The organism is Chryseobacterium jejuense, from assembly GCF_017877355.1.
Lineage (GTDB): Bacteria > Bacteroidota > Bacteroidia > Flavobacteriales > Weeksellaceae > Chryseobacterium > Chryseobacterium jejuense_A.
The window spans coordinates 83,325-96,942 of the sequence record NZ_JAGIPR010000012.1; the positions used below are offsets into that span (position 1 = coordinate 83,325).

Genomic DNA, 13,618 nt, shown 5'->3' on the forward strand with positions numbered 1-13,618 from the left:
AAAGGGCTTCCTTTCCCTCTCTTCACAAAAAAGCCCCCAAGATAAACTCTCGGGGGCAATTTATATATCGTAATGATACTATTATTCTTCCAATTTATCTTTTTCCTCTTCTTCTTTTTCAGGGAAGATAACGGATAAAAGAACCGAGATCACTAATACTCCACCAACAATTCCTAATGAAATTGGGGAAGAAATGTGAATCCATGGTGCAATAAGCATTTTAACTCCGATGAATGATAGGATAATCGCTAATCCATAAGGAAGTTTGCTAAACATATGGATAAAGTTTGCCAATAGGAAATATAATGATCTAAGACCTAAAATCGCAAAGATATTCGATGTGTACAGGATAAACGGGTCGTTTGAAATCGCAAAGATCGCCGGAATGGAATCTACTGCGAAAAGAACGTCTGTAAACTCAATAACACCTACTACTACTAATAATGGTGTAGCCATTTTGATCCCGTTCTGAATGGTGAAGAACTTATCTCCATCATAATTGTCAGAAACTTTCCAGAAACTTTTGATCAGTCTTGCTCCTGCTGTATTGCTGTAATCTTCATCGTCATCATCGCCACCATCACCCCATGATTTGATTCCTGCGTACACAAGAAACAATCCGAACAGGGCCATCACTATGTTGATCTGTACTGCTTTTCCGAAAATATTCATTTCAGGAAGATAAGTAAGGTTAATAAGTCCTACTCCTGCAAAGATAAATATCGCTCTGAATATCAATGCTCCGATAATCCCCCAAAACAATACTTTATGATGAAGGTATTTCGGAACTTTAAAGAACCCGAAAACAAGGATAAATACGAATAAGTTATCCACAGAAAGGGCTTTTTCAATCCAGTAGGCAGCTTGATACTGTGTAAATTTCTCTACCGCTATAGCATGACTTTCCGGAGTTCCGTCTGTATTGAAAACCCAATACACGACTCCTGAAAAGATCATGGAAAGTGAGATCCACACAATTGACCAGATGGTCGCTTCTTTGGATGAGACTTCATGACTTTTTTTGTTGAATACTCCTAAATCCAGGAGCAGCATGATAACAACTGTTATCGCAAATCCCCAGACCAATCCCGGGTGCAGTTCTAAAATACTTTGATGTTCCACTTGAGTTATGTTATTATATGATAAAAGCAATAGATGTACAAAGTACAAATATTGCTATTTTATTTACATTTTGATGTATAAACGATTATAAATAATTCATCTGTACAGTTTGGATCGTCTGCTCCAGCTTTCTGTCCGCTGTAGGATCTCCAATTGCGTTGAATTTCCATTCACCGTTTCGTCTGTAGAAAACGCCCAATACCATAGCAACATGTCCTCTGAAAGAAGCATCGTTAGCTACATCATATTTAGCAAAAACCTCTTTTACATTGGTTGGTGTTCCTTCATAGATACGGATAGAAGCAAAAGGGATGGTTCCGAAATCCTGGCCTTTATAACTGTTTAGTACCATTGCCACGTGATCTACGTTAGGTTCAAGGTTACTGAAATCTACAGTGATCACTTCGTTATCCAATCCGTCATCTCCGTTTACGTCACCGGTAAGGTCATCTCCACTGTGCCTTACAGAACCGTTTTTAGATTTCAGGTTCCCGAAATAAATTACTTCAGTAACATTTTTGTTTGAATCATATAAAATACAGCTTCCGTCTAAGTCTACTGCTTCTTTTTTAGTTCCAAAAAGTCCTTTTTTTTCAATTGCTCCCCAGTTGATTCCTACACAAGCTTGGGAAAGCTCAGCTCCGTTTTCTTTTTTAAGGTTAATTCTCTGACCTTTTTGTAAGTTAATAGCCATCTTTTTATGTTTAGTTGTTATTTACATTTTTCGCGAAAAGCAAATGTGCGTATCCGCTTGTTTCAAATTTCGTTTTATTGATTATTCAGGTTCAAATTAAGCATTGCCCGCAGAATATTTGTTTCTTCATCAAAGGCAAATATTTTGCTCATAATGTCTATGTTTTCGAGGTTTCTGATATAATCTTTCAAGACGCCTTCTACCTCTGGAGGTAAGTTGCGTTTTCTTTCATTCATAGTATTCTCCAGCTCTTCGTTTTTATTCTTAAGCTGGTCAATAATTATACTCTGATTGGATTGATTTTCAGAAACATCAAGCTTATCCAGTTCCTTGTCGAAAAGATAAAGCTTTTTATCATCTACACTGAAAATAAAATAATCATCAGACTGAAAGATCTTGAAAAGTTCATATTCATGGGTCCCGATAGCATATCCACAGACAAAACGGACTTTAAATCCCTGTATGTTCAGCCTTCCCAAAAGTTTCCTTTCAATAGAATAATCTTTGTACTGATATGCCGGAAAAGACTCAGCTTTCAGCAGAGATTCATCTGCTTCCAACCTGTAAAATTCCTTCGCATACTTTTTATGAAAATACAGTATATTATCCCAGTTGGCTGTGAAAATATCTTCTGTAAGGTCTTTATACAGAGCTTTCAGATGTTGTGAAAATATACCGCTGTACATTTTCCGATCGGTCTGAAAACTGTCTGCCTGCCTTTCTTCAAAGCCTGAAATATATTTTTTGTTGATGTCAATTTCATTAAGGACCGCCAGCATATCATTTTCCTTCTGTCTTTTTATCTTCGTCAAAAGTTCTATGAGGCTGTCGGTATACTGCAGGTGGAAAAGTTCCAGTTTATTATAATCAAGAGCCGTATTTTCCTGGAACAGATTGTGTATAATATCTGTTTTGATGTAAATGGATATTATATCAATATGTTCAAAAAAATTAGCCAGAAGTTTAAGCCTTGTTAACCTTCTTTTGCTCTGTGACAATATGGTTGCTGCATCTTCCCCCACCGTAGTACCTTATAAATTAACCTCTGACATTCGCTTTCAGTTCGTGCTCCAATGTCTGAAGATCCTGATCCAGTTTTCTTCTGTTATCAGCTCCCTGTTTCTGGATCTGTTTCACTTCATTTAATGTATTAATCAACATTGTAGTTGTTTCTCTCAATGTTTCTACAGATACAATCGTCTGCTCATTGGCTCTCGCTACATTAACAGAGTTCTGACCAAGACGTTCTGCATTCTTTCTCAGGATCTCTTCTGTAGTAGCAGATACTTTCTGCTGGATCTCAATACTCTGCTGCTGTCTGTACATGGCAACGGCAAGCGAAAGCTGGTTTTTCCATAAAGGAAGCGTAGTGGTAAGAATTGTCTGTGCTTTTTCAGCAATAGAAACGTTATTATTCTGAACCAATCTGATCTGTGGAAGAGACTGCATCATAATCACACGTACCACCTTAAGATCAGCCATTCTTCGGTCTAACCTTGCAATGAAGTCTCTCTTATCTGCAATCTGATAGTCCTGGAAATTCTGAGGGGCTGTCTCCATCTGAGCCAACTCTACTGCCGCTCTTTCCATTCTGATATTTCCTGCAATCACAAGCTCTTCAATTTGTTTGATAGAGTTTACATTGCTTTCAAAAATGGTCTGAAGAACTGCATTATCCTTTGTAGAAGTAATGATTCCAGCATTTACTTTATATGAGATCTGCTCAATATTGTTAATGATCTTATCATATTTTGTAAACAGGTTTTCTACCTGAGTGATTACCTTCTTCATGAATGGTAACTTGCTCAGGAAGCTTTTTACTTTGTTTGTGTTAAGCTCTTCTACGTCTACATAGTTCAGCTCTACTAAAAGGTCATTGATTAATCCGCCAACTTCTCCTGAGTTTGATCTTCTTACATTTCCTAAGAAACTATCACTCTGGTTGGTTAACGTTTTCTGAAGTTCTGCTCCAAAATTTACGATAGATCCCGGATTAGCTTCGTCAATAGAGTTCGCAAGAACTTCATATTTATGACGTTCTTCTGACTGTAACTGAGTTAGATTTACATTCCCCTCTCTATCTACAAGCACTGCTGGTGCTGCATTCTGAATAGGTTGAGCTGGCGTTGGTGGAACCATTGGTGTCGGCTCAAATGTTCTAAGAGGTTCAATTGATCCAAGTGGATCTATAGGTTGATTTTCTTGATTGTCCATGATTATTTCTGATAAATTGATACAAATTTCTCAAGGCCATCTCTCTGTCCTGCTCCTACTGCCTCAAATTTCCATTCCCCGTTTCTGTTGTAGATTCTTCCGAATTCTACTGCCGTTTCGATTGAGAAATCTTCATCCAATTCGTATTTTAAGATTTCTTCATTCGTATCTGTATTGAAAATTCTGATGAAAGAATTTCTTACCTGTCCAAAGTTCTGTCTTCTTGCATCTGCATCGTGGATGGTTACTACAACTGTAATTTCCTTTACCGCATCATCAATTTTTGTAAGATCGATCTTGATCTGCTCATCATCACCTGAGCCTTCTCCAGTAAGGTTATCTCCTGTGTGAATGACTGCTTTATCCGGAGATTCAGTATTGTTATAAAAAATAAAGTGATTATCTGAAACTAATTTCTTATCATCTCCTAGTAAAAATAAAGAAGCGTCAAGGTCAAATGCAGTTCCTGTAGAAGCATTATTAATATCCCATCCTAAACCTACAGTGAATTTAGGTGCGTTGATGTTTTCTCTTTGTCCTTTTTGTAAGTTAATAGCCATAATATAATTCCGTTTGCGTTAAAGTATTGATGTTATTTTTATATTCTTTTATTAAATGATAATTGTTACTGATGGCAAGCTCCAGCAGGAGATCCATCTGTTCCTTTTTTACTTTAGACGTAAGATAGTCAAAATTACTTGAATCTAAGCCTAAAATATATTTTACAATCCTTGTGTTGAACTGAAAACTGGCCTTATTCATTACTTCTGCAATGTGTTTTACGTTTTTCACTGCGTAATAATTGAAGAAGTTTTCAATTGTAGGATCAAGATCAAAGTTCATCAGTTCTGCATAATACAGGAACATAAAGTCTGCTTTCACGTCATATTCATTTAGGATCTTGTTCACAGTATACTCATGACTTCCTGTGATTTTTATATCGTCTATAAAAATACAAAGTTTTCCTCTTAAAAAATCTTTATCTATGTAATAAGTATCATTGGCAATCAGATTTTTACGATCCTCAAAACTAAGGTTCCCGTAATCTGTTATATAGGTATGATTTCTATTGATTTTAGATAAAATACTTGATTTTTTTTCTTTCTGAAACAGATAATAATCCAGATGTTTTTTAAAGTAAAAGCATAAAAAATTGGAAGCTGTAGGAATCGCCATGTAAGGGCTTGGAAGCACTACGATTTCTTTATCTGTATTTAAAAGTTCTTCATTTTCAGAAATAAATCCGTCGAATAATTCTTTTGCAAACTTTTCAGCATACGACTTATCGCCATACTTGAAATAGCTGTATTCTGCAGGTAAGAAAGTGAACTCATCCGTTGAATGAATGTGGTGTAAGCTGTATCTTTTGTTCATGTTTATGGTTAGTGTTTAAGTAGATATGCGCTGAACCCGAAGTCTGTAGCTCCTTTATAATCTGCCACAGGATTATCGCCGATATGTAAAATCTGGTGCAGTGGAAGATCCTGATCTTTAAGATTATTCTTCACTTCCTGAAAAATAAGCGGGTTCGGTTTTGAACAGTTAATTTCATCGGAATAAATGTGAAAATCGATGTATTGATCCAGGTTTTCATGGATCAGAAACTTTCTCATTGTTTTTCCTTTGATAAAGCCTGTATTACTCAGAATATTGATAGTTTTACCCTGATTTTTAATTTCATCAAAAAAATCATGAATATTTTCAAAAATAACAACAGGCTTATACTCTAAAAACAATTCTTCGCTTTTTACATAAAATTCATTCAGCTTTTCCTTGTTTAAAAGCTTTACATCTATATTCAATGCCCCCAAAATCATGAGATAAATCTCGAAAGTATCTATATTTCCCCCTGTAACTTCATTAATGGTATTGCAAAGATCATCATAATATTTTACGGTTCTTGCAACCACTTCTATTGGTGCATCTACATTAAAAAACGAGGAGAACAGCTCAACTCTTTTTGTTTTAAATTCAGGGTGAGATTTGATTAAGGTGAGCCACAGGTCAAAAGAAAAATGACAGTGGTTATGAATGTCGATATCTGTTTTCAATATGTTTTAAGTTAAAAGTTTTATTTAGCTTCTTGAAAAAGATTTAAAATTTATTCATCATCAAAAAGTGTTTAATTCTCTATTCTTCCCAAAGATAAAATTTTTATCATTACTGCATTACTTTACACCTCTGTTTTAAGATATTTTATGATTTGAGGAGGAATTCATACCAGCTGGTTTCTTCTTACAAAAGAGTGTTTAACTTTTACTTTGAAAAAAATATTTAAAAAATTCTTTGGAAATGAAAAAAAAATTATAATTTCGCAACCGATTAAAAATCAACAATGTCAACAAAAATGATAAATATTATAACTTTAAGTAACCCTGTCAGAGCTGTGTTCTTTGGCAGCACTCAATATTTATCTGAATAGTTCTATAGATCTTTATTACCAAAAATATATAAAAGACCTGTCTATTCGGATAGGTCTTTTTTGCTGCCCTATTTTCAGCCTTTAACAATTCAGAAAGTTTCTGTTGTTTGTTAAAGCGGGCTTCGAAAAATATTACCACACATAAGATTATTCTTTTCAATTACTGGCTTGACACATTCATCAATCCGGAGTATTTGTTGTGGCCATTTTTTCCGTCAGCTTTTCCATCAGGGAACTAAAAATCAACAAATTAAATCAAACAAAATGAAAAACAACACAAGAAATATAGGGATTATAGCACACGTAGATGCAGGAAAAACAACTTTATCAGAAAGGCTTCTTTATTATACAGGGCTTATTCATAAAATTGGAAATGTAGATGACGGAAATACTACCATGGATAAAGATATTCAGGAAAAAAACAGAGGGATTACCATTTCATCTGCTGCGGTTTCAACGCAATGGGAAAAGGATAATACGATATATCATATCAACATTATTGATACTCCCGGGCATATTGATTTTGCTGTGGAAGTAGAACGTTCATTGAGGGTTCTGGACAGTGTAGTTGCTGTTTTCTGTGCTTCATCCGGAGTGCAGCCACAAACTGAAAACGTTTGGTTCCAGGCTGAAAAACATGGAACATCGAAGATATGTTTCATCAATAAAATGGATAGAATAGGAGCTGATTTCTTTGCTGTTCTTGAAGAGATCAGAACTAAACTGAATGCTGTTCCCCTTGCTCTTCAGATTCCTATTGGAGCTGAAGACAATTTTGAAGGTGTAATTGATCTGGTACAACAGAAAGCTTTATACTGGATAGATGAAAATGGAGAAACCATCATTGAAAAGGAAATTCCAATGAATTACAAGGCCGAAGCTGATGAATACAGAATAAAGTTACAGGAAACTCTTGCTGAATATAATGAAGATTTCTTTGAAACTTTCATGAATTCAGAACATAAAATCAATAATGAGATGATGGTTAAAGCTATACAGGAGATCTGTAAATCAGGTGCTGCCGTTCCTGTTCTCTGTGGTTCTGCATTTAAGAATAAAGGTATTCAGCCGCTTCTGGATGCTGTAGTCGCTTATCTTCCTGCTCCGGATCAACTTGCTGATATACAAGGAAAAGATCCGCAAACAGAGAAAACCATTGAATTGGGAAGAAATGAAACGGAAACTTTTTCAGGACTGGTTTTCAAAGTCATTATTGATAAACATATCGGAAGACTTGCAATGCTTCGTATTTATTCCGGAAAGATAAAATCTGGAGATATGGTACTGAACGTAAGAACCGGAGAAAGTTTCAGAATTTCCAGAATTTTACAGATGCAGTCAGATAAAACTTTATCCGTTGAAGAAGGTAAAGCAGGTGATATTGTTGCATTAACAGGAATAAAGGATGCCAAAACCGGAGACTCTTTATCTTCTGTAGAAAAACCTGTATTACTGGAAGCGATTACGATTCCTGCGCCAGTTATCAGAGTTTCAATTGAGCCCAAAAACAATGGTGATGAGAAAAACTTTGGATTGGTGCTGGCCAAAATTCAGGAAGAAGATCCTTCCCTAGTGATTGAAAGAGACCAACAAACCGGAGAAACTTTATTGAGTGGACTTGGTGAGCTTCATCTGGAAGTTACTTTGGAAAAAATCCGACTGAATCATGGTATTGAGATTAACCAAGGCAAACCTAAGGTTTCATACAGGGAGATTTTAACGGAAACGAAGCTCCATAGAGAGAAACTTTCCAAACAAAACGGCGGAAGCGGACAGTTTGCGGATATAAGTTTTGAAATCGGACCGAGAAGTGATAACGAACATGGATTGGAATTCGTTAATATGATTAAAGGTGGTGTTATTCCTGGTGAATTTATTCCTTCTGTTGAAAAAGGCTTTAGAGAAGCTATGGAACAAGGTCCATTAAAAGGGTATCCTTTAGAAAGTATGAAAATTACTCTTTTGGACGGATCATTCCATGCTCAGGATTCTGCTGCAATGGATTTTGAAATTGCTGCAAGAGATGGATTCAAAGTTGCTGCAAGACAAAGCAGTCCTAAGCTTCTGGAACCCATTATGCAGATTGAAATTCAGAGTATTGAGGAATACACGGGTGCAATTACTGCTGATATCAACAGAAGAAGAGGAATTATCACCTCTATTGACGAGAAATCAGGAAGAAAGATTTTTGCAGCGGAAGTTCCATTGGCATCTACTTTCGGATATATTTCTGATCTTAGAACATTGGCCAGCGGAAGAGCTTCCATCAGCATGAAATTATCACATTATGCTCTAGTACCTGATTTTATCGCTAATACATTAATAACCTAAACAAGCAAGGACTGTAGATTTTTCTTACAGTCCTTGTCTGGTTATACCTAAATTCAAGGTTTAAAGTTTAAGGTTCAATGTTGTTGATTTTCTTTTTTACTTTTCCGGCATCACCTTATACGTTGGATCATCCTGAATATTGACTTCTACTACAGCTTCAGCATTTTTCAACATTTTACGACAGTCTTCACTGAGATGACGAAGGAATAATGTTTTTCCCAGCTGCTTATATCGTTTTGACAATTTATCTACAGCATCTATTGCACTCATATCTACAATTCGGCTTTCTTTAAAATCTACTACTACTTCATCAGGATCATTCATCGGATCAAATTTATCTGCAAAAGCTGTTGCAGAACCGAAGAACAACGGACCCAATATTTCATAGTGCTTGACACCATTATCATCAATATGCTTTCTTGCACGAATTCTTTTCGCGTTATCCCATGCAAAAACCAAAGCGGAAATAATCACTCCTACTAAAACAGCAAGGGCAAGATTATGTAGTAGTACAGTAATTAAAGCCACAGTAATCCCCACAAATATATCTGACTTTGGCATTTTATTTACAATTCTGATGGAAACCCACTGAAAAGTACTGATAGCAACCATCATCATTACGCCTACCAAAGCTGCCATCGGGATTTTCTCAATAATAGGTGCTCCAAACAGGATAATTAATAGGATCATGATGGAAGCAATAATTCCTGATAATCGGGCTCTGGATCCCGCATTAAGGTTCACTAAAGTCTGGGCAACCATTGCGCAACCGCCCATTCCGCCGAAAAATCCATTGGTAATATTGGCTAATCCCTGAGCTACAGATTCTTTATTGGTATTTCCTTTGGAATTGGTAATTTCATCCACCATAGATAAGGTCAGCAATGATTCAATAAGACCTACACCAGCCATAATTAATGCATAAGGGAAAATAATCTGTAAAGTTTCCAGGGAAAATGGAATCTGCGGAAGATGAAAACTCGGAAGATTTCCGCTAATATGGGCAATATCTGCTACTGTTTTTGTCTGAATATTGAATCCAAGCACTACCGCAAATACTACGATAATAGCTACCAGCGATGCAGGAACAGCTTTCGTAAGCTTTGGGAAGAAGTAGACTACAGCAATGGTAAGGGCCGTTAAACCACCCATAATATATAAAGGTATTCCCTGAAGCCAGCTTACAACTCCATTAGTATCTGTGATTTTAAACTGCTCAATCTGAGCCATAAAAATAATGATCGCGAGACCATTTAGAAAACCATACATCACCGGCTGCGGAATAAGCCTGACAAATTTCCCCAGTTTAAAGATTCCGACAAACAGCTGTAGAATTCCGGCAAGAGCTACTGTAGCGAAAAGATATTCTATTCCGTGAGATTTGATGAGAGCAATCAGGACAACAATTGTGGCACCGGCTCCTCCTGAAACCATTCCTGGGCGCCCCCCCAAAACAGCTGTTACAAATCCCATAAGACATGCAGCATACAATCCCGTGAGTGGAGAAAGTCCAGCCAGAATTGCAAATGAAAGAGATTCAGGAATCATGGTCATGGCTACGGTAAAGCCTGCCAGCAATTCATTTTTGTAATTTATTTTCTTCGAAAAACCGAATAAACTGATAGTATTTTTCATTGAACTGCAAAGGTATATACTTGCAGAGTGGTATACAATTTTTTCTTTTTCAACTTTTTATTATGTATTAGTATATTTAGTTTATTTCACACATCTGTTTACATAATATGTTAATTTTAATTAAAATTTGCCCATAAAGAAACTTTTTTATATTTCTCTCTGTCTTCGTTTTTAATTTTTGTTTAAATTTGAAAGCAATTAAGCAGATTATTTGGTACTAAACAAGATATTCTAAACATAAAAAACTGGTTGTCAATACACATACAACCTTTCAACACAAAAGCTTAACGTAAATAGAATTGCATGAAACAACTTTAATAGGTGATATATTATTTACACAAATGGAAGAAAAAGAAGATTGAAAGAGAAGATGAGCCATAAAACCATTGGAAATAATGCATATACCTAAAGGTAGATTAAACAATCCTTTTAAAATTAAGCTGTCCTACACAATTTCCTAAGACTTTTATAGTCTCATTACGGATATTCAAGGTTTTTTGAATAGTATCCCAATCCTTCGATTTCAAAATGAAGTGAATTACATTTTATAATACATAATAATATATATTGCCTATTTTACGTTTTCTTATGCATAAGTTTTAATAATATAGATAATATTAAATAAAAATGTTATACAAAGAGATCCATATTGGAAGTTTTATTAAGGAGAGGGTTGATGAAAATGAAATAACCATGGAGAGGATATGTAAATTCCTGGACATCGATGAAGGAGCCGTAGAAGGAATGTACACCAGCAGATCAATAGATGCGGATCTTCTCCTGAGATGGAGCAAATTATTGGAATATGATTTTTTCAGACTTTACAGTTCTCACTTGATTTTATATGCTCCTCCGGCAGCACCCAATAAAAATCAGCAGAAATCGGATAAAATCCCCTACTTCAGAAAAAACATTTATACTCAGGAAATTAAAGAATTCATTATGAAAAGAATTCTTTCAGGAGAGATGACCCAAAGTGATGTGATTAAGGAATACTCTATTCCTAAAAGCACGCTTCACAGATGGCTTCAGAAAAGTGATATTAACGGATAAATTGATAAAAAATGCGTCCCAATTATAAAAAGATATACCAGGACATGCTTAAGATGGAGTATCCGGATAAGTTAAAAGATCCCAAAATAAAGGAACTTTTAGGAAAGCTTGATACCAGTGAAGATGTGCTGAAATTTAATGACAGGCTTTTCAAGCCTTCCAAGGAAGGCCAAAGAAACAACCAAAAACTGAAGACCTATGACAAAAAAACGATGCTTAAACTTCTTGAATATCAAAGGAAACACGGGTATTCTACCAGTTATATGTCTAAAAAATATAAGATCAGCAGAACTACTCTCTCAAAATGGAAACTGATATTTGAAAAAGAGCTGGATCATGCTATGAAAAAAGCCGATAAATAACTTATCGGCTTTTTTATAATAAACAAGGCAACAGGCAAATAGTGATGTCGTGCTCTACCAGCTGAGCTACTCTTCCTATTCTTGTAGTGGAAGAGACGGGATTCGAACCCGTGCCCCCGTCGTGATGAATGAAGTAGCACTATTTTACGGCACTTGTTTGTTTTATTTTACTTCTTCAGCTATTTAGGTTTTAACGATAGGATGAACTCTGGCATTTTCAGGGTAGTACCTTAAACCAAAACTACTCCAGCCGCAAGACCAATAGAGAATTCTTTCTTTCAGAAAAGGAATATCTTTGGTTTCATCATGTTTAAAATTTTCATCAAATATTTGCTGAACCTCATCAATAAGTTCCGGATAAAACATTTGATCTTCTTCATCAAAGACTTCGATATGAATATCAAGATCATTCCTTAACTCATTTAATAAATAAGTTCTGAAATCCCAACCCATAACAATAATATCAGAAGACCCCATAGAAATAATTGGCTTCCATTTAAGATTTTCATCGCTTACAATATATCGGAAACCTCTCAAAGGTAAAAGAGCCGGAACATGAGAAAACCATTCTTCAAAAATTTCTATTCTCTTATCCAAAGATGCTGGTTTTATCCCCCATGACTTCAGCCAAACCTGACTTTTTTCATCAACATCGTGCTTCATCCAATTATAAGAGCCTTTTATTATTTCCGCAACTTCCTTTTCATCAGCAAGCCAATTATAGAAGAATGTACTTTCTTCTATAATCAGTTCTCCTTCATATTCATATTCAACAATTTCTTTTTTGTCGATAGCATGAAGAATTTTTAGAAATTCTTTGTGCTCAGCTGTAAAACTGACATCATATTTTCTCTCAATCTGATCAATCTGTTCTTCAGAAAGTCCTTGCCATCTGGCACCATAAAATCCTTTAGGACAATTTTCATCATTTACAGACCAAATTTTCTCGGTTCGTTCTTTCACCCAGTATAAAAATTCTGTTAAGTCTTCAGGTATATTCATTGTATTAATTTTTTTAAAAAAAGAGGCAAAGTTTGAAAAGACATGTACAGACCACTTTTATGATCTTTCTGGAATCGAACCAAATTAAACCGAAGTAAGCCTTTTCTACGGCACTCTTTTATACAAATCAGGGTAATATTTTTAGAATCGTTCATGCATTTGCTCTACCTGCTGAGCTACCTCTCCTTTTCTAGGGAAAAGGCAGGATTCGAACCTGCGACCCAATGTTTATTCAATCTCGAAGTATGATTCCTAAACGACACCTAATTTTTAGTTTTTTATTTTTTCATTTGTCTTAGTTTCAAGTATAATTCCTAAACGACACTTGAAAAAAGCAAGACAATCAGCTAAACAGACTCCTATTAACAACGTACTACTTTACACTATCTGCTTTCGCAGAACAGGACTTGCACCTGCACCTCTGTTACCCCACGAAGTAATTCTGTTTTACGGCACTTGCTTTATTTTTTCCATTGGGTTTTTCTGTATTTCTTCCAGTTTCGCTGAAACTTCGTTTCCTTTGCATTCACCACTTCTAAGCCATGTGGAAAACAATATGAACACCCTAAGTCATTTCCGTATTGAAGCCTGGAAATCTGTACTCCGGAAATTTTCATCGGAAAATCAATCAATTCATATTCATTGGTTCCGAAGATTTGTCTTAATGTTTTAATTTTTTTCATGAGTATTGAGTATTAACCTCAATACATTGCTTCTTTTAGATCTGATTTATAGTTGTTCATGGTTATTAGTTGATGTTACAAATTTATAAAGTTACTACGC

At 35.5% G+C, this 13,618-nt stretch carries 13 protein-coding genes; 3 read left to right on the forward strand and 10 right to left on the reverse strand.

The genetic code is table 11. The features are described 5' to 3' along the window. Positions 1-81: 81 nt before the first annotated feature. From J2772_RS20060 to J2772_RS20090, 7 genes are all read right to left on the reverse strand, one after another. Positions 82-1,122, reverse strand: coding sequence for a TerC/Alx family metal homeostasis membrane protein (locus J2772_RS20060; RefSeq protein WP_209919851.1), 1,041 nt, complete (start codon positions 1,120-1,122; stop codon positions 82-84). A gap of 85 nt (positions 1,123-1,207) precedes the next feature. After that, a complete protein-coding gene (locus J2772_RS20065; RefSeq protein ID WP_115971942.1) occupies positions 1,208-1,816 on the reverse strand; it encodes a TerD family protein in 609 nt (202 codons plus the stop codon). 74 nt (positions 1,817-1,890) lie between these two features. Next, positions 1,891-2,838 carry a hypothetical protein gene (locus J2772_RS20070; RefSeq protein ID WP_209919854.1) on the reverse strand — a complete coding sequence of 316 codons (948 nt, stop codon included), beginning with the start codon at positions 2,836-2,838 and terminating at the stop codon, positions 1,891-1,893. A 16-nt stretch (positions 2,839-2,854) separates the two neighbouring features. Then, entirely contained in the window at positions 2,855-4,030 is a 1,176-nt protein-coding gene (locus J2772_RS20075) for a toxic anion resistance protein (protein WP_209919856.1), read from the reverse strand. 2 nt (positions 4,031-4,032) lie between these two features. Next, positions 4,033-4,590, reverse strand: coding sequence for a TerD family protein (locus J2772_RS20080; RefSeq protein WP_209919857.1), 558 nt, complete (start codon positions 4,588-4,590; stop codon positions 4,033-4,035). Continuing rightward, a complete protein-coding gene (locus J2772_RS20085; RefSeq protein ID WP_209919859.1) occupies positions 4,580-5,404 on the reverse strand; it encodes a phosphoribosyltransferase family protein in 825 nt (274 codons plus the stop codon). The genes J2772_RS20080 and J2772_RS20085 overlap by 11 nt, the downstream gene beginning before the upstream one ends. An 8-nt stretch (positions 5,405-5,412) precedes the next feature. Further along, positions 5,413-6,081, reverse strand: a complete 669-nt coding sequence (locus J2772_RS20090) for an HAD family hydrolase (RefSeq protein ID WP_209919861.1) — start codon at positions 6,079-6,081, stop codon at positions 5,413-5,415. A 635-nt stretch (positions 6,082-6,716) separates the two neighbouring features. Between J2772_RS20090 and fusA the strand changes: the two genes are divergently transcribed. Continuing rightward, entirely contained in the window at positions 6,717-8,783 is a 2,067-nt protein-coding gene (gene fusA / locus J2772_RS20095; protein ID WP_209919863.1) for an elongation factor G, read from the forward strand. A 96-nt stretch (positions 8,784-8,879) separates the two neighbouring features. Here the strand turns inward: fusA and J2772_RS20100 are convergent, their stop codons facing one another. Beyond that, entirely contained in the window at positions 8,880-10,418 is a 1,539-nt protein-coding gene (locus tag J2772_RS20100) for a SulP family inorganic anion transporter (protein ID WP_209919865.1), read from the reverse strand. A gap of 627 nt (positions 10,419-11,045) precedes the next feature. On the opposite strand from J2772_RS20100, the gene J2772_RS20105 reads away from it, so the two are divergent. Next, on the forward strand, positions 11,046-11,471 hold the full coding sequence (locus tag J2772_RS20105; protein ID WP_209919867.1) for a transposase: 426 nt from the start codon (positions 11,046-11,048) through the stop codon (positions 11,469-11,471). A gap of 11 nt (positions 11,472-11,482) precedes the next feature. Further along, positions 11,483-11,833, forward strand: coding sequence for a helix-turn-helix domain-containing protein (locus J2772_RS20110; protein WP_209919869.1), 351 nt, complete (start codon positions 11,483-11,485; stop codon positions 11,831-11,833). Positions 11,834-12,016: 183 nt separating this feature from the next. Here the strand turns inward: J2772_RS20110 and J2772_RS20115 are convergent, their stop codons facing one another. Together J2772_RS20115 and J2772_RS20120 are read right to left on the reverse strand one after the other, a co-directional pair. Further along, positions 12,017-12,835, reverse strand: a complete 819-nt coding sequence (locus tag J2772_RS20115; RefSeq protein WP_209919871.1) for a hypothetical protein — start codon at positions 12,833-12,835, stop codon at positions 12,017-12,019. 461 nt (positions 12,836-13,296) lie between these two features. Next, positions 13,297-13,518: a phosphate ABC transporter substrate-binding protein gene (locus J2772_RS20120; protein WP_209919873.1), complete on the reverse strand. Its 222-nt coding sequence runs from the start codon at positions 13,516-13,518 to the stop codon at positions 13,297-13,299. Between the last annotated feature and the right edge of the window lie 100 nt (positions 13,519-13,618).

Coding starts and splice junctions, on each gene's coding strand:
- J2772_RS20105 (WP_209919867.1), top strand. CDS start 11,046: ATGTTATACAAAGAGATCCATATTGGAAGTTTTATTAAGGAGAGGGTT.
- J2772_RS20085 (WP_209919859.1), bottom strand. CDS start 5,404: ATGAACAAAAGATACAGCTTACACCACATTCATTCAACGGATGAGTTC.
- J2772_RS20120 (WP_209919873.1), bottom strand. CDS start 13,518: ATGAAAAAAATTAAAACATTAAGACAAATCTTCGGAACCAATGAATAT.
- fusA (WP_209919863.1), top strand. CDS start 6,717: ATGAAAAACAACACAAGAAATATAGGGATTATAGCACACGTAGATGCA.
- J2772_RS20115 (WP_209919871.1), bottom strand. CDS start 12,835: ATGAATATACCTGAAGACTTAACAGAATTTTTATACTGGGTGAAAGAA.
- J2772_RS20065 (WP_115971942.1), bottom strand. CDS start 1,816: ATGGCTATTAACTTACAAAAAGGTCAGAGAATTAACCTTAAAAAAGAA.
- J2772_RS20080 (WP_209919857.1), bottom strand. CDS start 4,590: ATGGCTATTAACTTACAAAAAGGACAAAGAGAAAACATCAACGCACCT.
- J2772_RS20075 (WP_209919856.1), bottom strand. CDS start 4,030: ATGGACAATCAAGAAAATCAACCTATAGATCCACTTGGATCAATTGAA.
- J2772_RS20100 (WP_209919865.1), bottom strand. CDS start 10,418: ATGAAAAATACTATCAGTTTATTCGGTTTTTCGAAGAAAATAAATTAC.
- J2772_RS20110 (WP_209919869.1), top strand. CDS start 11,483: ATGCGTCCCAATTATAAAAAGATATACCAGGACATGCTTAAGATGGAG.